The 21,240-nt window shown below is 59.6% G+C and carries 19 protein-coding genes; 17 read left to right on the forward strand and 2 right to left on the reverse strand.

Annotated elements, in window-relative coordinates; translation table 11 throughout:
- The first annotated feature begins 128 nt into the window (after nucleotides 1–128).
- The 3 genes from GGD46_RS20300 to GGD46_RS20310 all read left to right on the forward strand — a co-directional run bounded on the left by GGD46_RS20300 (nucleotide 129) and on the right by GGD46_RS20310 (nucleotide 2,158).
- Nucleotides 129–983, forward strand: coding sequence for a MurR/RpiR family transcriptional regulator (locus GGD46_RS20300; RefSeq protein WP_184707209.1), 855 nt, complete (start codon nucleotides 129–131; stop codon nucleotides 981–983).
- Nucleotides 984–1,003: 20 nt separating this feature from the next.
- Complete coding sequence (locus GGD46_RS20305) at nucleotides 1,004–1,681, forward strand: phosphoribosylanthranilate isomerase (protein WP_184707211.1); 678 nt, start codon at nucleotides 1,004–1,006, stop codon at nucleotides 1,679–1,681.
- A 159-nt stretch (nucleotides 1,682–1,840) separates the two neighbouring features.
- Complete coding sequence (locus GGD46_RS20310) at nucleotides 1,841–2,158, forward strand: c-type cytochrome (RefSeq protein ID WP_246806402.1); 318 nt, start codon at nucleotides 1,841–1,843, stop codon at nucleotides 2,156–2,158.
- A gap of 37 nt (nucleotides 2,159–2,195) precedes the next feature.
- Here GGD46_RS20310 and GGD46_RS20315 read toward each other — a convergent pair whose 3' ends face one another.
- The gene (locus GGD46_RS20315) at nucleotides 2,196–2,900 is read right to left on the reverse strand and encodes a transcriptional regulator NanR (RefSeq protein ID WP_184707387.1); all 705 of its coding nucleotides are present in this window, start codon (nucleotides 2,898–2,900) and stop codon (nucleotides 2,196–2,198) included.
- A 184-nt stretch (nucleotides 2,901–3,084) separates the two neighbouring features.
- Here GGD46_RS20315 and oiaX point away from each other — a divergent pair, with 184 nt between their 5' ends.
- From oiaX to GGD46_RS20385, 14 genes are all read left to right on the forward strand, one after another.
- A complete protein-coding gene (oiaX, locus tag GGD46_RS20320; protein WP_184707216.1) occupies nucleotides 3,085–4,344 on the forward strand; it encodes a 3-oxo-isoapionate-4-phosphate decarboxylase OiaX in 1,260 nt (419 codons plus the stop codon).
- Between the two features lie 5 nt (nucleotides 4,345–4,349).
- Nucleotides 4,350–5,684 carry a four-carbon acid sugar kinase family protein gene (locus tag GGD46_RS20325; protein WP_184707218.1) on the forward strand — a complete coding sequence of 445 codons (1,335 nt, stop codon included), beginning with the start codon at nucleotides 4,350–4,352 and terminating at the stop codon, nucleotides 5,682–5,684.
- An 85-nt stretch (nucleotides 5,685–5,769) separates the two neighbouring features.
- The gene (locus tag GGD46_RS20330; RefSeq protein ID WP_184707220.1) at nucleotides 5,770–6,597 is read left to right on the forward strand and encodes a phosphogluconate dehydrogenase C-terminal domain-containing protein; all 828 of its coding nucleotides are present in this window, start codon (nucleotides 5,770–5,772) and stop codon (nucleotides 6,595–6,597) included.
- 80 nt (nucleotides 6,598–6,677) lie between these two features.
- Entirely contained in the window at nucleotides 6,678–7,619 is a 942-nt protein-coding gene (locus GGD46_RS20335; RefSeq protein WP_184707222.1) for a D-ribose ABC transporter substrate-binding protein, read from the forward strand.
- A gap of 75 nt (nucleotides 7,620–7,694) precedes the next feature.
- The gene (locus tag GGD46_RS20340; protein WP_184707224.1) at nucleotides 7,695–8,339 is read left to right on the forward strand and encodes a DUF2291 family protein; all 645 of its coding nucleotides are present in this window, start codon (nucleotides 7,695–7,697) and stop codon (nucleotides 8,337–8,339) included.
- A 2-nt stretch (nucleotides 8,340–8,341) separates the two neighbouring features.
- Nucleotides 8,342–9,889: a sugar ABC transporter ATP-binding protein gene (locus GGD46_RS20345; RefSeq protein ID WP_409527696.1), complete on the forward strand. Its 1,548-nt coding sequence runs from the start codon at nucleotides 8,342–8,344 to the stop codon at nucleotides 9,887–9,889.
- Complete coding sequence (locus GGD46_RS20350) at nucleotides 9,886–10,950, forward strand: ABC transporter permease (protein WP_184707228.1); 1,065 nt, start codon at nucleotides 9,886–9,888, stop codon at nucleotides 10,948–10,950. Before GGD46_RS20345 ends, GGD46_RS20350 begins: the two co-directional genes overlap by 4 nt.
- A 1-nt stretch (nucleotide 10,951) precedes the next feature.
- The gene (locus GGD46_RS20355; protein ID WP_184707230.1) at nucleotides 10,952–11,986 is read left to right on the forward strand and encodes a Gfo/Idh/MocA family protein; all 1,035 of its coding nucleotides are present in this window, start codon (nucleotides 10,952–10,954) and stop codon (nucleotides 11,984–11,986) included.
- Nucleotides 11,983–13,857, forward strand: coding sequence for a hypothetical protein (locus tag GGD46_RS20360; protein ID WP_184707232.1), 1,875 nt, complete (start codon nucleotides 11,983–11,985; stop codon nucleotides 13,855–13,857). The genes GGD46_RS20355 and GGD46_RS20360 overlap by 4 nt, the downstream gene beginning before the upstream one ends.
- Nucleotides 13,858–14,096: 239 nt before the next feature.
- Nucleotides 14,097–15,350, forward strand: coding sequence for an ABC transporter substrate-binding protein (locus GGD46_RS20365; RefSeq protein WP_184707234.1), 1,254 nt, complete (start codon nucleotides 14,097–14,099; stop codon nucleotides 15,348–15,350).
- A 96-nt stretch (nucleotides 15,351–15,446) separates the two neighbouring features.
- Nucleotides 15,447–16,346, forward strand: coding sequence for a carbohydrate ABC transporter permease (locus GGD46_RS20370; RefSeq protein ID WP_184707236.1), 900 nt, complete (start codon nucleotides 15,447–15,449; stop codon nucleotides 16,344–16,346).
- Complete coding sequence (locus tag GGD46_RS20375) at nucleotides 16,343–17,230, forward strand: carbohydrate ABC transporter permease (protein ID WP_409527697.1); 888 nt, start codon at nucleotides 16,343–16,345, stop codon at nucleotides 17,228–17,230. Before GGD46_RS20370 ends, GGD46_RS20375 begins: the two co-directional genes overlap by 4 nt.
- Before the next feature lie 38 nt (nucleotides 17,231–17,268).
- Entirely contained in the window at nucleotides 17,269–18,783 is a 1,515-nt protein-coding gene (locus GGD46_RS20380; RefSeq protein ID WP_184707237.1) for a DUF5060 domain-containing protein, read from the forward strand.
- 23 nt (nucleotides 18,784–18,806) lie between these two features.
- Nucleotides 18,807–19,874 (forward strand): ABC transporter ATP-binding protein, encoded by a 1,068-nt coding sequence (locus tag GGD46_RS20385; RefSeq protein ID WP_184707239.1) that lies wholly within the window; start codon nucleotides 18,807–18,809, stop codon nucleotides 19,872–19,874.
- Nucleotides 19,875–20,106: 232 nt separating this feature from the next.
- On the opposite strand, the gene GGD46_RS20390 is transcribed toward GGD46_RS20385, so the two are convergent.
- A complete protein-coding gene (locus tag GGD46_RS20390) occupies nucleotides 20,107–21,054 on the reverse strand; it encodes an alpha/beta hydrolase (protein ID WP_184707242.1) in 948 nt (315 codons plus the stop codon).
- Nucleotides 21,055–21,240: the final 186 nt, after the last annotated feature.

Consider the following 21,240-nt stretch of genomic DNA (forward strand, 5'->3'; position numbering starts at 1 on the left):
AAATCCGCGCAGCCCCTCCGCTACGTCTATGCAGTGATGCCACAACAAAATCATGTTGTCTATAGTGACACCACAACATCAGCATGCTAGCTTTTGTATCGACAGCGTCCGCCAGCGAAAGAACCGTCATGACCGTTGACCTGCGTGGTCCAGTGAACTCAGCCAGCAGCCGGCTGCGAAGCGTTCTGCCGAAATTATCGGAATCGGAACGGCGTGTGGCGCTGTGGGTCCTGGAAAATGTCGATGCCACCATTCGCCATTCGATGTCGGCGATCGCCCAGGCAACCGATGTTAGCGATACGACTGTGCTGCGCATGTGCCGCACCGCCGGCTTCGAGGGATTTACGGATCTTAAACTGGCGCTGGCGCAGGAACCTCGCGATACGCGGGATGGGGCCGGCAACGAGCCCGAGGCCAGTGATCTCCAGGCCGCCGCTCGCCTGTTTCGTGCCGTCGCACAGGCCATCAGCGACACGCAGGGCGTGTTGAACGAGGCGACGTTTACGAAGGCGCTCGATCTGATCGCCGGCGCACGACATATCCTCGTCGGCGGCGTTGGTGGTTCCGGTATCGTCGCACAGGCATTCTATCAGCGCTGCATCCGGCTTGGATTGCGATGCGATGCGCCGGTCGATTCACAATTGCAGATCATGCATTCGGCGCTTGTGGGGCCGGAAGACCTGGTCGTGGTCATCTCCTATTCCGGCATTACCAGCGACCCCGTGCTTATCCTTCAGGAAGCCAAGGCCAGAGGCGCTGCGACCCTTTGCATCACCGGCAACAGCGCCTCGCCGCTTGCAAGATTGGCGGATGTGGTTCTTGTCAGCGTCTCTCATGAGCAGGGCAGCGAGCCAATGGCGGCGCAGATTGCCCAGATGACACTCATCGATGCCCTCTATTCCGCTCTTGTCGCCCGCAATACCGAGCGCGCCCAACTCACCGAAGAGCGCATGGTCAACGCCATACTTCCAAAATCAATCTAGTCATTAAAGCAGGTAGTTCCGTGAAAGTTCAAATCTATACGATGCAGACCGTTTCCGAAGCACTGGCCGCGGCCGCGGCGGGCGTCGACTATCTTGGTGTGACGCCGTCCAATCGCGGTCTGCCGGGCGAAATCAATTTCGACACAGCCCGTGAGATCGTCGATGCATTGAAAGGCAAGGCGGAGCGTGTTGCATTGTCTGTCGAAAGCGATCTCGATCTGATCGCCGATATGGTGGCGGCCGTGCGTCCTGACGTCCTGCACCTTTGCGGCGACATCAAACTGGTAACGCCGCGGCATGTGCAGCAATTGCGCGAAAGGCTGCTCGCCCTATATCCTCGCCTGAAGATCCTGCAGGCTATTCCCATGACGGGGCCGGAGGCGCTTGATCATGCTGCAGCCTTCGAACCCTATTCCGATTCCTTCATTCTTGATTCCGTTGCGGCTCATATCGACGGCATCGGCGCCGCCGGCGTCACCCATGACTGGTCTCTGAGCCGGGAAATCGTCAAGCGAAGCAAGCTGCCCGTCATCCTCGCCGGCGGCCTTGGACCCGACAATGTCAAAGCAGCGATCGCCGCCGTGCAGCCATGGGCCGTGGACTCGCTCACACATACCAACAAGCCCTTGCCCGAGGGCGGCTTCCGCAAGGACATCGACAAGATCGCCGCATTTGTCGAGGCTGCGAAGGCTGGTTGATCAAACAAAGTGTAGTGATAGGCTTACTGCCACATCGGTTCAAATCGCTCGTGCAATATCCGGATGCTGTTGAAACCCCACAAGCAAAGGCGAGACTGGTTGAGATGCGGCTGGTGCATGTTGCCCGGGCTGGCCTTCTTGGCGTTTGTGTCTTCAGCAATGGCTGAAGACATCGCCCACGGAGCGCGTGTGTTTCGGCTCTGTGCGTCATGCCATTCCGTCGATTCCGAGACCAATCGCTTTGGGCCGTTTTTGAAGGGTGTCGTCGGCCGCCGCGCGGCGGCAGTTCCGAACTACCGGTATTCGGAGGCGATGGTGAAGGCGGCTGCCGATGGCCTTTCCTGGGACGAGAAGACCTTAGCCGAATATTTGTATAGTCCGAAATCGAAGGTCCCGGGCACCAGCATGCGCTTCGGTGGGTTGTGGACCGCGTCTGAAATTGAGGACGTCATCGCCTATTTAAGAGCGAATCCGTGAGTGCGCATTCTTGCCCGAGAGCAGGCTGGGCCCGATGTCACTTTGAGTAGAGCGAGCGCGAGCGCTCCAGATGTTTCAGCATCGCCTGTTCGGCCTCATCGGCATCGTTTTCCGCCAGACACGCGAGGATTTCCTCATGTTCGACCAGCGTGAGCTTCTCCTTACCAGTCCAGATCAGCATGTCCGTATGATATGTCTTCAGCCACGCCAACATGGCTTCGCTGACGGCAGTGAAGATCGGATTCCCGGAAATCTGGGCAATGCGCGTGTGAAACTGCATGTCGGCGGAAATGAAGCCGTCGGCATCGCCAAGCGATGCACGCTGCCGCTCGACAATCTCGTGGAGTTCATCGACATCTTTGCGCGTCGCCCGCAGCGCCGCCTCGCGCGCCATCCCGCGCTCGAAGAAAATGCGTGCGCTCTTTAGCTGCTCGAGTGAATCCGACGACTGCGACAGCATGATCTTCGCTGTCAGATCGACCTGTCGGAAAATCGATTTTGCCGTGAGCTGAAGGACTTTCGCGCGCTCGCCATGCGAAATATTGACGAGACCCATCTTCGCAAGGGCCTGCATGGCCTCACGAATGGCGGGGCGTCCGACGCCGAAGCGTTCCATCAGAACGCGCTCGGACGGCATTTCGTCGCCGGGCTTCAGTTCTCCCGATGTGATCAGCCGCTCAAGCCGGTCAAATACCTCATCCGATAGCTTTCGACGTACGATTTGCTCGACTGGCTCGCCCATGGCCCCCCGCTTTCTCAAAGCTTCCTCTCCCTTATGCATTTTTGATGCCGCGACGGAAGCCCATTCGAAAGCTGTTCCTAAATGCCGGCAAAAAAACCATTGCGGAAATTGGAATACTCATTATACCAGATTACCAGTTGGCGCCATGTGAAAAATCATCGGCGAAAGGAGTATTCGGTCTCTTATGAGCATCATCATCACCTATCGTATCGAAACGCCGGGCAACATCGAGGCAATGGCCCGCAAGATCGCCAGCGATCAGTCGACCGGTACCTTCGTCGCCGTTCCCGGCGAAACGGAAGAGCTCAAGGCGCGCGTGGCGGCGCGCGTTACGGCGATCCGTCCCCTGCCCGATAGAGAGCACCCAACCTGGCCAGAACTTCGCGATGGAGAAGGCCCGATCCACAGGGCCGATGTCGACATCGGCTTTCCGTTGGATGCGATCGGGACCGACCTTTCCGCGCTCATGACGATTGCGATCGGCGGCGTCTTCTCGATCAAGGGCATGACCGGCATCCGCATTGTCGACATGAAGCTGCCCGAGGCCTTCCGTGACGCGCATCCTGGCCCACAGTTTGGCGTTGCCGGTAGTCTGCGCCTGACCGGCGTCAACGGGCGTCCGATTATCGGCACCATCGTCAAGCCGGCGCTCGGCTTGCGGCCGGCGGAAACGGCCGCGCTTGTTGGCGAATTGATCGGCTCCGGCGTCGATTTCATCAAGGACGACGAAAAGCTGATGAGCCCCGCCTACTCGCCGCTCAAGGAGCGCGTCGAGGCCATCATGCCGCTGATCCTCGATCATGAACAAAAGACGGGCAAGAAGGTGATGTATGCCTTCGGCATTTCGCATGCCGATCCCGACGAGATGATGCGCAATCACGATCTGGTGCTGAAGGCGGGCGGCAATTGCGCCGTCGTCAATATCAATTCGATCGGCTTCGGTGGCATGAGTTTCCTGCGCAAGCGGTCAGGGCTGGTTCTGCATGCGCATCGCAATGGCTGGGATGTGCTGACCCGCCATCCCGGCGCCGGCATGGACTTCAAGGTCTACCAGCAGTTCTGGCGCCTTCTCGGCGTCGATCAGTTTCAGATCAACGGCATCAGGGTCAAATACTGGGAGCCGGACGACAGTTTCGTCGAGTCCTTCAAGGCCATCAGCACGCCGCTCTTTGATCCATCCGACTGCCCGCTTCCCGTTGCAGGCTCCGGCCAATGGGGCGGTCAGGCGCCTGAGACCTATCAGCGCACAGGCAGAACCACGGATCTTCTCTATCTCTGCGGCGGCGGCATCGTCAGCCATCCTTTCGGGCCTGCTGCCGGCGTTCGCGCCATTCAGCAGGCCTGGCAGGCAGCGGTATCCGACATTCCGCTCTCCGACTATGCCAGGGACCATCCGGAACTCGCCGCCTCGATTGCGAAATTCAGTGACGGCAAGGACGCTTGACAGCAATGTCCAAACTTCTCCTCAGCTATTACGGCGACGATTTCACCGGCTCGACTGACGTCATGGAGGCCCTTGCCTCCAATGGCGTGCCGACTGCCCTCTTCCTTGGCATTCCAGACGAGGCCATGCTGGAGCGGTTCAAGGACTGCCGCGCCATCGGCATTGCCGGCACCAGCCGCAGCGAAACACCGCAATGGATGGACGAGCATCTGACGCCTCAATTCAAATGGCTTCGGAGCCTTGATGCCCCCATCTGCCACTACAAGGTCTGCTCGACCTTCGATTCCAGCCCGAGGGTCGGGAGCATCGGCAGAGCGATCGAGATCGGCAAGGCGCTTTTCGAGCAATCCGTCGTGCCCGTCATCGTCGGGGCGCCCCAGCTGAAGCGCTACACCGCCTTCGGCCATCTCTTTGCGGCCTATCAGGGCCGAGTGTTCCGGATCGACCGGCATCCGGTCATGAGCCGCCATCCGGTCACACCGATGGATGAGGCCGATCTGGCCGCGCATCTGAGCAAGCAAACATCTCTTCACGTTGGTCTGGCCGACCTCGTCACGATCCGCGCAGCCGATGCCGACGAGCGGATCGATCAACTGGCCGCAGCCGGCGAAACCATCCTGCTGCTTGACGTCGACGGTCCGGAAACGCAGGCCGCCGCCGGTCACCAGCTCTGGCGCCTTGCGAGCAAAGGCAACGCCTTCGTCGCCGGCTCCTCCGGCATTGAATATGCCCTTTTCAATGTCTGGCGCAGCGCAAGCCTGATCGGCGAAAAGCCGGATTTCGCAACCCCGGGCAAGGTCGATCGCCTGGCGGTCGTCTCCGGCAGCGTGTCGCCGACGACGGAGCGGCAAATCAGTCACGCCAAGGTTGAAGGCTTCGACTGTGTGGATCTCGACCCGTTGGCGCTTGTCGGCGAGAATGCCGGACAGACGCTGGACGCAGCCGTCGCGACAGGCATGGCCAGTCTGAAAGCTGGCCGCAGCGTCATTCTTCACACGGCACTCGGCCCTTCGGCCGACCGCGGCGGCGACATCGACCGCATACCCGGCGCTCGCCACCTCCTCGGTCAGGCGCTGGGAACCATCCTCCGACGATTGATCGAGCAGGAAAACCTCTGTCGCGCCGTTATTGCCGGCGGAGATACATCGAGCCACGCCCTGAAAGAACTCCGTGTCGAGGCGCTGACGACGCTTCTTCCATTGCCGCAAACGCCTGGATCGCCGCTGTGCTCTGCCCATGGCGGCTACGCGCCCACCAACGGCCTGCAGATCGCATTGAAGGGCGGGCAGGTCGGGACCGACGACTATTTCGCGCAAATCCGGGCCGGCAGGGCATCTTAGCCTCGCCGCATCAATCCAATGGCATACTCATTGACTCATCATACCACTTGCGCTACCACAATCTGAAAGTGAACGAGGTACCAATATGACTGCAATTGCTCTTTTCGGCGCCGGCGGCAAAATGGGCTACCGGCTCGCCAAGAACCTGAAAGGCTCGCGCTTTGACGTGCGCCATGTCGAGGTCAGCGATGCCGGCAAGGCTCGTTTGAAACATGATCTTTCCGTCGATTGCGTACCGGCCGACGCGGCACTCGACGGTGCCGAGGTCGTGATCCTCGCAGTGCCGGATACCGCGATCGGCAAGGTTGCCGCCGGCATCGTCGACAAGCTCAAGCCGGGCACCATGGTCGTCGCGCTCGACGCTGCCGCGCCCTTTGCCGGCCATTTGCCGCAGCGCCAAGATCTGACCTATTTCGTCACCCATCCATGCCATCCGCCGATCTTCAACGACGAGACCGAAATGCAGGCAAAGAAGGACCATTTCGGCGGTCTGTTTGCCAAGCAGCATATCGTTTCGGCACTGATGCAGGGACCGGAGAGCGCCTATGGCCTCGGCGAGGAAATCGCCAAGGTCATCTGGGCACCCGTCATGCGGTCGCACCGCGTCACCGTCGAGCAGATGGCAATGCTCGAGCCGGGCCTTTCCGAAACCGTTTGCGCCTCGCTGCTGGTCATTATGCGTCAGGCCATGGACGAGTGCATCACCCGCGGCGTTCCAGCAGAAGCTGCCCGTGACTTCCTGCTCGGCCATATGAACGTGCTCGGTGCCGTCATCTTCAAGGAAGTCGACGGCGTGTTTTCCGACGCATGCAATAAGGCCATCGAATTCGGCATTCCTGCCCTGATGCGCGACGACTGGAAAAAGGTCTTCGAACCGCAGGAAATCGCCGAGAGCATCCGTCGCATCACCTGATCGACGTCCCCGGGGAGGGTACCGCCCTCCCTTTGCCGCCCTGCCGGGAACAGGGCCTGTTTCATAACTGGGAGGAGACCATGAAACTGACGCGTAAACTGACACTTGCAGCTTTTGCCGGTGTGCTTGCTCTGGGAACGGCAATGCCGGCTTTTTCGGCCCATCTGATCGCAATCATCACGCCGGCCCACGATAATCCGTTCTTCAAGGCCGAGGCGGTCGGCGCCGAAGCGAAGGCGAAAGAGCTGGGCTATGAAGCGCTCGTGATGACCCATGACGACGATGCCAACAAGCAGTCGCAAGTCATCGACACGGCAATCGGGCGCGGTGCCAAGGCCATCATTCTCGACAATGCCGGCGCAGATGCGACCGTCGCCGCCGTCAAGAAGGCCAAGGATGCAGGCATCCCCTCCTTCCTTATCGACCGTGAAATCAACGCCACTGGCGTTGCGGCAGCCCAGATCGTTTCCAACAACTATCAGGGCGCCCAGCTCGGTGCTCAGGAATTCGTCAAGCTGATGGGCGAGAAGGGCAATTACGTCGAGCTTGTTGGCAAGGAATCCGACACCAATGCCGGCATCCGTTCTCAGGGCTATCACGATGTCATCAATGATTTTCCGGACCTGAAACTCGTCGCCAAACAGTCGGCAAACTGGAGCCAGACCGAGGCATACGCCAAGATGGAAACCATTCTCCAGGCAAATCCGGATATCAAGGGAGTGATCTCGGGCAACGACACGATGGCGATGGGTGCGATTGCCGCACTTCAGGCAGCCGGCCGCAAGGATGTGATCGTTGTTGGCTTCGATGGGTCGAACGACGTACGCGATTCCATCAAGGCCGGTGGCATCAAGGCAACCGTGCTCCAGCCAGCCTATGCCCAGGCACAGATGGCCGTGCAGCAGGCCGATGCGTACATCAAGAACAAAACCGTGCCGAAGGAGGAGAAGCAATTGATGGATTGCATTCTCATCAACACCGGCAATGCCGACAAGCTCGAAACCTTCGCGCTCAAGAACTAACGGCAACCCATGCAGCGGCGGAGAGCGTGCAGCACGCTCTCCGTATTGTTTCATCGAGAAATTGAGGTGCATTGCATGGCGAGGATCGTAGGGGTGATTGTGGCCATCATGCTGGTCACAGCACTACCCGGATGCAAGATCGTCAAGACGCCCACGGCCGAGGAAAAGGCTGCTGCAGAGGCAAAGAACGCTTTCGATCCAACGGCGCGGGTCGATGCCATCTGGCAGTCGCAGGCGGTATCGGATCTTGATAGGCGCGCCGGCGACCTGAAGACAGTGCAGCAATTGGCGGCCGCAAGCCCGGATGAGGCTGGAGCCAAATTCGGCAACCCGCGCAAGCAATCCGGCTCGCCGTGGACCTTTGCGGTGAAACTCGGCGGCAAGATCGTCGCGGTCGACACAGCATCCCGTGCTGCGACGGTGGATGTGGACGTCGATGGCGACGGCAAGCCCGATGCCAAGGTCCAGATCGGACCTGCCATCCGTGGAACGGCAATTCGCGATGCGCTTGAATTCGTCGACTTCAACAGTTTCAAGAACCAGATCGAATGGGCACAGTTCGGCAAAGCTTTCAACGAGAAGGTCAATACGTCCTTTCTCGCCGCCCTGCCGCGTGACGGTCTCGCAGGCAAGACGATCAATGTGACAGGGGCGTTCCCGCAGCCTGCCTCGGGGCAGTTGCCGCTGATAACGCCTTCAGCTCTGACCTTGGGCCAATGACGATGGGCACCGCATCCGGCAATGACATTATCCTGCGCCTGGAGGAGGTCTCCAAGGTCTATTCCGGCATCGTCGCAGTGAAGCGCGCCAATCTCGAACTCCATCGCGGCTCGGTCAATGTACTCGTCGGTGAAAACGGCGCCGGCAAGTCGACACTGATGAAGATCATAGCAGGCGTCGAACGCCCGACTTCGGGTCGCATTCTGCTTGAGGGCCAGGAGGTCTCCTTCAGCAGTCCGGCCGATGCCCAGGCACGCGGCATCGGCATGATTTTCCAGGAGCTCAACCTTTTCGCCAACATGTCGGTCGCCGAGAACATGTTCGCGACCCGCGAAATCACGCGCGGCATTCTCGGCATCGATCACAAGGCTCAGATCGACAGGGCAAACGGGTTTCTGAGGAAGCTCGACGCTGACATCAGTGCCGAGACCATGGTCGAGGATCTTCCCATCGGGCAACAGCAGCTGGTCGAGATCGCCAAGGCGATTTCGCTTGATGCCCGCATTTTGATCATGGACGAACCGACATCGGCCCTTTCGGCAGCCGAGGTCGATATTCTCTTCAAGGTCATTGCCGAGCTGAAGGCACAGGGCGTTGCGATCGTCTATATCTCGCACCGGTTGGAAGAGCTCATGCGCATCGGCGACTATATCACCGTTTTGCGCGACGGGCAGATCACAGGCCAGGCCATGGTTCGCGACATCGATACGCAGTGGATCGTCCGCTCGATGATCGGGTCCGATGCCAAGGTCTTTGCCAAATCCGGCAATCATGCGATCGGCAAGGAGGCCTTTCGCGTCGAGGATATCAGCCTGCCGAGGCGCACCGGCGGCCTTTCCGTCGATCATGTCTCGCTTTCCGTGCATGCCGGCGAAATCCTCGGCATATACGGACTGATGGGTGCCGGGCGCAGCGAATTCTTCGAATGCGTGATGGGCCGGCACGCGCATTCGGCCGGGCGGATTTTCATCGAGGGCGAGGAGGTCCGCGCCCGCGACACCACTCGGCGCATCCGCAAGGGGCTGGCCCTGATCCCCGAAGATCGCCAGCGCGAAGGATTGGTGCAGGTCTTGTCGATCGCCAGCAATCTGACGCTTGCGAGCCTCAGTCGCTTCGCCCGTCTCTTCGTTCACATCAATGCAACAGCGGAAAAGACCGCCATTCGCGACATGATCCGCGATCTCGCAATCAAGGCGCCCAATCCGGATTTCGAGGTCACTTCCATGTCGGGCGGCAACCAGCAGAAGGTGGTCATCGGCAAGGCTTTGATGACTGACCCCAAGGTGCTCTTGATGGATGAACCGAGCCGCGGCATCGATGTCGGCGCCAAGGCCGACGTCTTCCGCACCATGCGCCGGCTCGCCGGCAACGGGCTGGCAATCTTGTTTTCAACATCGGACCTTGAAGAGGTCATGGCACTTTCAGACCGCATCGCCGTGCTCAGCAACGGCAAGCTCGTGACCATTCTCGACAGAAGCGAAGCCACCGAAGAGGCCATCATCAAAGCATCGGCCAAGGGACACGGACATACAGGGAAACTCGCATCATGACGGCAGACACATCCTCCGCCTTTGCGGCCAATCGCTCGAACGGCTCCGTCCTCCTGACGTTGATGAAGCTCAGGACCTTCATTGCGCTCTTTGCGGTGATCATCTTCTTTGCGATCTTCGCGCCGAACTTCACCTCGACCGCCAACGTCATCCTGATGTCGAAACACGTGGCGCTCAACGCCTTTCTCGCCATGGGCATGACCTTCGTAATCGTGACCGGCGACATTGACCTCTCCGTGGGTTCGATCGTCGGACTTTGCGGCATGGTGGCCGGCGCCCTCATTCTCAACGGCGTCGAACTGCCGATCGGCTATACCGTCTACTTCAACATCTACGAGATCATTCTCATCACCCTTGCCGTCGGGCTGCTGATCGGGCTCATCAACGGTCTGCTCATCACCAAGCTCAACGTCGCCCCCTTCATCGCCACGCTCGGAACGCTCTATGTCGCCCGCGGCCTGGCGCTCCTGTCTTCGGACGGCCAGACCTTTCCGAACCTGGTCGGGCGGCCGGAATATGACACGACCGGTTTCGACGTGTTCGGCGCCGGACGCCTGTTCGGCCTTCCGGTTTCGATCTGGATCCTGATCGTTCTGGCCCTGATCGCCGCCTATGTTGCCCGCTCGACGCCGATCGGCCGGCACATCTTCGCCGTCGGCGGAAACGAGCGCGCCGCTCGCATGTCCGGCATTCGCGTCGATGTGGTCAAGATTTTCGTCTATATGTTTTCCGGCCTATGTGCCGCCATCGTCGGCATTGTCATTTCGTCGGAGCTGATGGCGGCGCATCCTGCAACGGGTGAAAGTTTCGAACTGAATGCGATTGCAGCAGCCGTGCTCGGCGGCACCTCCATGTCGGGCGGTCGCGGCACCATAGGCGGTACTATCATCGGCGCCTTCGTCATCGGCATCCTTTCGGACGGTTTGGTGATGATGGGCGTGTCATCCTTCTGGCAGATGGTTATCAAGGGGCTGGTCATTATCATCGCTGTGGTCGTGGACCAGGCGCAGCGACGCCTGCAGCAGCGCGTCACTCTCATGCAAATGGCAAAGGCAGGTTGAAATGGCGGAACTCAAAGGCGCATTGATTGGTTGCGGTTTCTTCGCAATCAATCAGATGCACGCATGGCAGGACGTGAAGGGTGCTCAAATCGTCGCGATCTGCGACCGGGACCCCGAGCGACTGAAGCTCGTCGGCGACCAGTTCGGCATCGAGCGTCGCTATGGTGATGCTGCGGCCATGTTTGCGGATGGCGGCTTCGATTTCGTCGATATCGCAACGACGGTGGCAAGTCACCGCGCTCTGGTGGAAATGGCGGCTTCCCATAAAGTCCCGGCGATCTGCCAGAAGCCCTTTGCAAAGACCCTGGGCGATGCCAAGGCAATGGTCGCCTTGTGCGCCCAGGCCGGCGTGCCGCTGATGGTGCATGAGAATTTCCGCTGGCAGACGCCCATCCAGGCGGTCAAGACGGTTCTCCGATCGGGTGCGATCGGCGACCCCTTCTGGGGCCGTTTCTCCTTCCGGTCCGGCTTTGATGTTTTCTCCGGCCAGCCCTATCTTGCCGAAGGCGAGCGCTTCATCATCGAGGATCTCGGCATCCATACGCTCGACATCGCCCGCTTCATTCTCGGTGATGTCGCCACGCTGACGGCCCGCACGAAGCGGGTCAATCCGGCGATCAAGGGCGAGGATGTCGCCACGATCCTGCTCGACCACGAGAGCGGCGCGACGTCGATCGTCGACGTCAGCTATGCTTCCAGGCTTTCCACGGAGCCCTTCCCGGAAACGCTGATTGAACTCGACGGCACGAAGGGTTCGATCAGGCTGTCGCAGGGCTATCGTCTCGAGGTCACTGGACCCGACGGCGTTGCGATCTCCGATGTCTCGCCACAGCTTCTCTCCTGGGCGTCGCGGCCCTGGCATAATATTCAGGAAAGCGTTCTGGCGATCCAGCAGCATTGGGCCGACCGGCTGGCAGACGGCACAGAGACATCCACGTCCGGAGCAGACAATCTCAAAACGCTCGCGCTTGTCGAAGCCGCCTACGATAGTGCAGCGAGCGGGCGTACGGTCGATATCGGAGCATTGCTGCAATGACGACCAAGATCGATCCGTTTCAGCTCTACGGCACGCGCGATACGGAAACGTCACCCACAAGATTGACGGCAGGCCTGCTTACCGCGGATTTCAAGGACGGGAACCTGCGGACCATCTGCTATGATGGCGCCGAAGTTCTGCGTGCCGTTTCCTATCTGGTTCGCGATCGGGACTGGGGCACATATGCGCCTCGCATCGACGATCTGCGGGTCGATCAGCGTGAAAACGGGTTTTCCTTAAGCTACATCGCGCGATGCGCGGGACCTTTCGACACAGAGCTGGCGATCGACGTGAGAATTGCTGCCGAAGAGGGCGAAGCGCTGATCTTTGAAGCGGAAGCACATTCCGCAACCGGGTTCGAAACCAACCGCTGCGGCTTTTGCGTCCTGCATCCGATCATCGGGGTCGCCGGAATGCCGGTGTCGGTCGAACATGTCGATGGTCGGCGCGAGGACACGCATTTCCCCGACCTTATCGAACCTTGGCAGGCCTTCAAGGACATGCGCGCAATTACACATAGCGTCTCACCGCATGTCACGGCCGAGTGCCGTATGGAAGGCGATACTTTCGAAATGGAAGACCAGCGCAACTGGTCCGATGCCTCCTATAAGACCTATGTTCGGCCTCTCGCCTTGCCATGGCCGTATCATATTCCCGCCGGCGAACCGGTGCGGCAACGCGTCGTTCTCACCCTTGGCGACATGCGGCGCTCCACCCGCACGCCCGCGACCGCCGCCCTTCCGATCACACTGCGCCTGGGAGGCAAGTCCGGTACCATGCCGGCAATCGGGCTTGCGATCACGCCCGAGGAAGCCGAGGCCACCCTTGTTGCCCGCGACCGGCTGCGTGAAATAGCACCGCAAGAGCTCTTGTTTCACTTCGATCCCGGTGCAGGTCACGGCATCGATGCCCTCAAGTCGTTTGCGGCCATTGCAGCAGGTCACACCGGGCGATCGACCGTGGAAATCGCCCTGCCGTGCCGTCTTCCTCCTCTTGCTGAAACGCAGCAGATCGCCACCTTGATGCGAGATGCGGGCTTCAAGCCCGATGCCTTGGTGATATCGCCGTCGGTTGACCGGCAATCGACGCCGCCGGGCAGCAAGTGGCCTGAATGCCCGCCTCTCGAAGAAGTCTATGCAGCCGCTCGCGCCACCTTTGTCGATATGCGTCTTGGCGGCGGCATGCTGAGCTATTTTACCGAGCTCAATCGCAAACGCGTTCCCGCGGACATGCTTGCATTCATCACCCACTGCACCAATCCGATCGTGCATGCAGCCGACGATCTCAGCGTCATGCAAACGCTGGAAGCACTGCCTTTCATCACGCGCTCGGTGCGCGCCATCTACCGCGACAAGCCCTACCGCATCGGCCCTTCGACCATAGCGATGCGACAGAACCCCTATGGCAGCCGGACCATGGACAATCCGCGCGGCGGTCGCATCGCCATGGCCAATAGCGATCCACGGCACAATGCGCGTTTCGGCAATGCCTTCGCGCTTGGCTACGCTGCCCGCATCCTCGACGCCGGATTGGAATGCCTGACGCTTTCGGCGCTAACGGGGGCCTTCGGGGTGATCGCTGCGGAGGGTGAACCCTCGGCGCCTGGAACGCCACGGCCGCTCTTTGCTGCGGTCTCCACCCTGTCCCGGCTTGCGGGCCGCAGCTGGCAGGAATGCCTCTCATCCGATCCGACAGCCGTTCTCGCCTTCATTACCGGGACTGCCGGATTGGCGCGACAACTCCATATGGTCAACATCACCCCTCGCCAGCAGGAAATCGGGCTTGGAGAATTCCGCCTGGTGAAACACCCGGGAGACCGACGGCTCGCGCTCGAAGCCTATGCCACCGCTTCTGTGGACTTGGCAGGCTGACACTCCGTTCCAGCGCGCTCTGTGCGCTCCCACAGCCGCAAAAGGACGACAGGCGCCCGTCGAGAAACGGAAGCCGGTCGCCGGCGGCGGGGAGAGCTGGCGAGGGCAAGTTGGTGGCAAGGGATGACTGCGCCTGAGAGTGAGCAACATCCGAATGCTGATTATCTCATCATACCAGTTGACATGTTGATAACTATTTGTCAAAACCGCGATCAGCTTTGCTCAGAGGAGGACGGGAGATGGCTATCAACACCAAATATATGCGTTGGTTCGGTGCTGCAGCGATCGCTGCGGCGGCATTGTCGGCAACCAATGTTGCCGCAGAAGATCTGACGATGTGGACGCTGAACTTCGACAATGGCGCCGCAAACGGCGCGTTGAAGAAGGTCGCGAAAGACTTCGAGGCGGCCAATCCCGGCACCCACGTCGAAATCGTCCAGCGTGGCGTCGACGAGCATAAGACCGCACTTCGCGTGGCGGCAGGTTCCAGCAAGGGCCCGGACATCTATTTCAGCTGGGCGGGCCTCGGCCTCGGCGGCGAATATGTGAAAGCGGGCCTATCGCTGCCGCTCGACAAATACTACACCCAATATAAGTGGGCCGATGAGCTGCTTCCATCTGCAGCGGCCTTTGCCGACCTTTACCCGGGCGGCAAGCATGGCGTCCCCTTCACCTTCAAGGGCGAGGCGATCTACTACAACAAGAAGCTCTTCCAGAAGGCCGGCATCGCCCAGGAACCGAAGACTTATGAGGAGCTGCTTGCGGCGGCCGACAAGCTCAAGACGGCGGGCATTCCGGCCTTCACCTTTGGCGGCTCGGTCAACTGGCACGTCATGCGCCTGATGGACGTGCTGCTCGAAACCAAATGCGGCGCAGACAAGCATGACGCGCTGATGGCCATGAAGGCCGACTGGACGAAGGAAGCCTGTGCAACCGACGCCTTTACCGAATTTGCCAAGTGGACGAAGGACTATACGCTGAAGCCGTTCATGGGCATCAGCAATCAGCAGTCTTACACACTGTTCGTCGCCGGCCGTGCTGCAATGATGCTCGAAGGCGACTGGCTGGTCAGCCAGCTGAGTGGCAGCAAGGCCAACCTCGACGACTACGGCGTTATACCCTTCCCGACGAATACGAACCGCCTTTATGGCTTCGCCGAATACAATTACGTCAGCACCAAGAGCAAGAACCCCGATCTTGCCGCCAAATTCCTCGACTATTTCCTGTCGACCAAGGTGCAGCAGGATCTCGTCGGCCAGATCAGCTCGATCTCGGTCAACAAGAATGTGCAGTATAAGGACCAGAAGCCGCTCGAGGCGAAATGGCTTGAGATCTTCAAGACCTACGGCAAGGTCTACATGAATGGCGACCAGGCCTTCCCGCTTGACGTCACCACCGAATACTTCCGGGTGATCAACGACGTCGCTTCCGGCAACATTCAGCCGGCCGATGCTGTCAAGCAACTGCAGAGCTTCATCTCCGGTCGCACCTGATCGATCGAGGGAGGCCGCCACTCCGATTGCCAATCGCGGCAGACGGCTTCCCTCACCCTCATGCCCAAGCGTCTCTTGCCGCCGGGAGCAACCAGAATGTCATTGCGCAACAGAACCCAGGATCCCCGCGTTCAGGCAGTAATATTGCTTGCGCCGGCCATGCTGATCTACGCGATTTTCGCGCTTTATCCGATGCTGAACGTGGTGGTGCTGAGCTTCCAGAAATGGAACGGCCTCGATCCGCAGCGACCGTTCGTCGGCCTGGCGAACTACCAATATGTCTTCACACAAGACCCCGTCTTCTGGGTCGCGTTCCGTAACACCGTGATCTGGACGATCATGTGTGTGATCTTTCCGCCCATGGTCGGCCTGTTGCTGGCCCTCAGCCTCAATCAGAAACTCTTTGCCCGCAATACTTTCCGCGCCATCTTCTATCTGCCTGTCATCATCGCGCCGATCGCGGTCGCGACGATGTGGAAGTGGATGTACGATCCATTCTTCGGTCTCTTCACCGAAATCCTGACGTCGATGGGCCTGCAGGATTGGATCCAGGACTGGCTCGGCAACAAGGATATCGCGCTTTATTCCGTCTTCGTCGCCTACCTCTGGCAGTCCGTCGGCTTCTCCATGGTTCTGTTTCTTGCCGGTCTGCAGAATGTCTCGCAAACGCTGGTCGAGGCAGCGCGCATCGACGGCGCAGGGCGCTTCAACATCTTCCGCTATGTGACGCTGCCTGCCCTGCGCACGACCTTGACCATCGTGCTGGTGCTCTCGGTCATCTCCTCGCTGAAGGCCTTCGATATCGTCTACGGCCTGACCGGTGGTGGCCCGGCGCAATCCACCCAGATGCTGGCACTCTGGGCGTTCACTCAAGCCATGCAGATCTTCGATTTCGGCCGCGGTGCTGCGATCTCGGTCGTGCTTTTGCTGATCACCATCGTCGTCGTCATTCCCTACCTGCGCTGGACGCAGAAGCACGAAGAGGCCGAACAATGACGGCAGCATCGGCAACATCAATGCCAGACAGCTTCGAGACCATCATCCCGGCGAAGCGCAAGCGCGATCCTGTCTTGATCGGCCTATGGATCGCGCTTCTCGTCGTCGCCGCCATCTGGCTCGCGCCCTTCGTGTTCATCGTCTTTACCTCGTTGAAGACCCAGGCCGACGTGACGTCGACTGGCGCGTTCATGCCGCCGCTCGAGCCGGCCTTTGACAACTATTCAAGCGCCTGGGGGCGCGGCAATTTCGCAAGCGCCTTCTTAAACAGCGCGATCATTACCGTGATCAAAGTGCCGATCGGGCTCCTTCTCTCGGCAATGGCGGCCTATGCGCTTGCCAAGATCCGCCTGAAGTTCAACAAGCTGCTGCTGCTCGCAATCGTCTTCGGCACCATGATCCCCTTTCAGGTGATGCTGGCGCCGCTGTTTACGCTGGTCAACTCGCTCGGGCTGATCGACACCTATCCCGGCGTGATCCTGCCTTACATTGCCTTCGGCGTGCCCTACCAGGTCTTCATCCTGCACGGGTTCTTCAGAGGCATTCCGAAGGAATTGTCGGAAGCAGCCCTGATCGATGGCGCAAGCCACTTCACCATCTTTCGGCGGATATTCCTGCCCGTCTGCCTGCCGGTCCTTGCCGCATTGTTGATCCTCGATTTCGTCTCCACCTGGAACGAATTCGCAATGGCGCTCGTGCTTCTGCAGGACCAGCACATGTGGACACTGCCGCTCGGGCTGATGTCCTTCCAGGGCCAGTTTTCCAATGATTACGGCCAGTTGAACGCGGCAATCGTCATGACCGTGCTGCCGGCCACCATCGTCTATCTGATCTTCCAGCGCTACTTCGTCTCCGGCCTCACCTCCGGCGCGGTCAAGGGCTGAGCGGTCGCACCATCCATATATCTTCCGAGGAGAATTTCATGTCCAACGCGTCCGTCGAAAAATGGGGTGTCTTCGAAGCGGCCTTCAATGGCCCTTCCAGTGGCAATCCCTATCTCGATGTAGCATTCGATGCCGTTTTCAGCCAGAACAGCCGCGAGGTTCGCGTGCCCGGCTTTTACGATGGCGATGGCGTCTATCGCGTTCGATTCATGCCCGACAATGAAGGCGAATGGTCGTTCCGCACACGCTCGACGACATCGGAACTCGACGGCAAGACCGGCTCCTTCGTCGCGACCAAGCCATCGACGAGCAACCATGGCCCCGTGCACGTCCACAACAAGTTCCACTTCGCCTATGCCGACGGCAAGCCGTTCCTGTCGTTCGGCACCACCTGCTATGCCTGGACACACCAGCCACTCGACATGCAGGCCCAGACGCTCGAAACGCTGAAGACGTCGCGCTTTAACAAGATCCGCATGGGCGTCTTCCCCAAGGACTATCCCTATAACGTCAACGAGCCGCTTTACGCCTGCTTCGAAAAAGACGCAGACGGCAATGAAGACTTCGATCGTCCGAACCCAGTCCTCTTCCGCCATTTCGAGAGCCAGGTCGCGGCGCTCTGCGATCTCGGCATCGAGGCCGATATCATCATGTTCCACCCCTACGATCGCTGGGGCTACGCCGACATGTCGGCCGAACAGGATTTCCGCTATGTCGCCTATCTCGCTGCACGCCTTGCCGCCTATCGCAACGTCTGGTGGGCGCTTGCCAACGAGTATGACTTCCTGCTCGACACCAAGCCGCTGCAGCAGTGGGACCGCTATTTCCACATTCTCGAAGAGAACGATCCTTACGGCCACCTGAAGTCGATCCACAATGGTGAGCCGACGATGAACTTCGATCATCGCAAGCCCTGGGTCACCCATACCTGCATTCAGAACTGGGACGTGAAGCGCACGCAGGAATGGCGTGACGCCTATGGCAAGCCCGTCGTCAACGACGAGCCGGAATATGAAGGCAACATCATCCAGTCCTGGGGCAACTTGACGGCCGAGGAACTGGTGCATCGTTTCTGGATCACGGTAACACGCGGCGGCTATGCCGGGCACGGCGAAACCTACTCGCATCCGCAAGACCTCATCTGGTGGGCGAAGGGCGGCGAACTGCGTGGCGAGGCCTGGAAGCGCATCGGCTTCCTGCGCGATCTCCTCGAGCAGGATGTCGTCAACGGCCTCGAGCCGATGGCTTCTTTCGGCGAATGGCCGTGGACCCGCGTCTCCGGCGCGCATGACGGGGATGTCAGCTACATATATCTCGGCGAACATCAGCCCGTCATCTGGTCAACCGGATTGCCGAAGGATGGAACCAACTATGATGTCGATGTCATCGACACATGGGAGATGACGATTACGCCGGCAAGGAAGGTGGACGCACCGATCCCGCATCCGACGCGCCATGGCGCCATCGTGCGCGGCGGCAAAGCGGATGCCGCTTTCGGTGTTGAACTACCAGGCAAGCCATACCAGGCGCTTCGCATCCGCAAGAAGCACTGATCGGTCCAGAAGGGAAGAATGTCATGTCCGGGTTGACCATCAATAACGTCAGGAAGTCCTACGGCGCGGTAAACATCATCCACGGTGTCGATGTAGAGATCTCGGACGGCGAATTCGTCATTCTCGTCGGCCCCTCGGGCTGCGGCAAGTCAACGTTGTTGCGCATGATTGCCGGCCTTGAGGATATCACCGGCGGTGAAATCTCGATTGGTGGGCGGGTCGTCAATGACCTGCCGCCGAAGGATCGCGACATCGCCATGGTGTTCCAGAATTATGCGCTCTATCCGCAGATGACGGTGGCGCAGAACATGGGCTTTGCACTGCAGCTCGCCGGCGCAAAGCGAGCCGAGATAGACCAGAAAGTTGGCGATGCCGCCAAGATACTGGGGCTGCAGCCGCTTTTGGATCGCAAGCCCGCCCAACTTTCCGGAGGTCAACGCCAGCGTGTCGCCATGGGTCGCGCCATCGTGCGAGATCCAAAGGTTTTCCTGTTTGACGAGCCACTCTCCAACCTTGACGCCAAACTGCGTGTCAAGATGCGCGCCGAAATCAAGGCGCTGCACCAGCGCCTGAAGACAACGATCGTCTACGTGACCCACGACCAGATCGAGGCCATGACCATGGCCGACAAGATCGTCGTCCTTCAGGGTGGGAAGGTAGAACAGGTGGGCTCGCCGCTCGAGCTATATGACCGGCCGAGAAACATCTTCGTTGCAGGCTTCCTCGGCTCACCGGCTATGAACTTCCTCGAAGGCAAAGTCACCGGCGGCACCTCGCCGGCCCTTATGTTGGCAACTGGAATCCGCATCGAACTCTCCAACGCTCCCGGCCAGTCGGATGGGCGCGACGTTGTTTTGGGCATACGCCCGGAAGATATCTCCTTCGCTTCCGAAGGCGGTGTGACCGCAACCGTCAACGTTGTTGAGCCCACGGGCTCGGAAACCCACGTCGCACTTGATCTGGAAGGCAAGGAGCTCACCTGGGTCATGCGGGAACGAGCCGAGCTCGTCCCCGGACAGAAAATACAAATCTCGTTCAAAACCCCGAGCCTGCATTTCTTTGATAAAGCAAGTCAGCAGCGATTGTCGTGATGTCCGCCCACCTTGCAGCAATTGTTCTGCCTGTTGGATGTCTGTCAGGTCGCATCGATTAAATCGCGTGCGCGGCGCAAGGACTGCTCCGCGCTGCTCACGGGCCTAGGTAGACAGGGCGGCCCCCGCAGCAAAGCCAAATCAGATCGGCTGTAATCGCAGCAGGAAAGCAAGGGCGCCTGTACTATTCCAGTTCAGAGTGCTTGCTTCGGCTTCAGATCTGAAACGTTCGTCAGGAAGCTCCCGATTTTCCAAAGCGGGCTTTGATCGCTTCCCGGCTTATATCGAAAAGCACCCGACTGGCCGGGGCCATTCCCAAGAAGTGGATGCAGACGTGAATCATGCCCGACAGTCGGCGCAGTTGAGTGGCGACGCCTGCCTCGCAGAGCCTGCGAGCATACTGCTCGCCTTCATCCCGTAGCGGATCGAACTCGGCAGTCAGAATCGTCGCCGATGGTAAGCCGGCTAAATTCTGACTGCGCAAGGGCGATGCATATGGGCTGCCACCATCGGCGATGTCGGCAAGGTAGTATGACCAGCACGCCTTCATTGCCGCACGCGTGAGCATATGACCGGTGTCGAACGCCTCGTAGGACTCCGTCTCGAACCCAAAATTGGTGACGGGATAAAAAAGGAGCTGGTGGACGATGTTCGGTCCATTCCGGTCGCGCGCCATTGACGCCGCAGCGGCAGCGAGATTGCCTCCAGCGCTGTCGCCGGCAACGATCAATCGGCTTGGATCGCCGCCTATCCTTTGCGCATTGGCGGCAACCCAGCTCACGGCGGCATAATAATCCTCGAGCGGAGTCGGAAACTTGAACTCCGGCGCGAGCCGGTAGTCCACGGAGGCGACAACGCATCCCGTGGCATTGGCCAGTGAACGGCAGGGATTGTCGTAGTCGTCGAGTGTACAACGAAACCAGCCGCCCCCATGCGCGAAAACGATCACAGGTGCGGGATCGGACAGTGGTATGATCGGCCTATAAATCCTGACGAGAATGGCCGCACCATCGACCGTCGACACACTGAATGTGTTGATCTGCGCGACCTGCTCAGTAGGTCCTTGGAGCTGAACAAGTCCTTTGGACGCAGCCCGTGCCTCTTCGAGCGACAGACTTTCTAGCGGCGGAGCGGATGCGGTCCGTTTCAAAAAGGCAGCAATATCGGGATCGAGTGTCATCGTCTTTTCTTTCTCCCGGCAAATGAGGTCGGGGATGTCGGCAAAGCGTTGTGGCCGGCGTCAAGGCTGAAATCGAATAGGCCGAGGTTTTGTGTCAGCGGTCCGAGGTCCGCCGATTTCGGGATAGCAATCAGGCCGTTTTTCAGATGCCGGCGAAGCACGCTCTGCGCTGAAAGTCCGCCGACC

It is taken from the genome of Martinezella lusitana, from assembly GCF_014207095.1.
In the GTDB taxonomy this organism is placed as follows: Bacteria; Pseudomonadota; Alphaproteobacteria; order Rhizobiales; family Rhizobiaceae; genus Rhizobium; species Rhizobium lusitanum_B.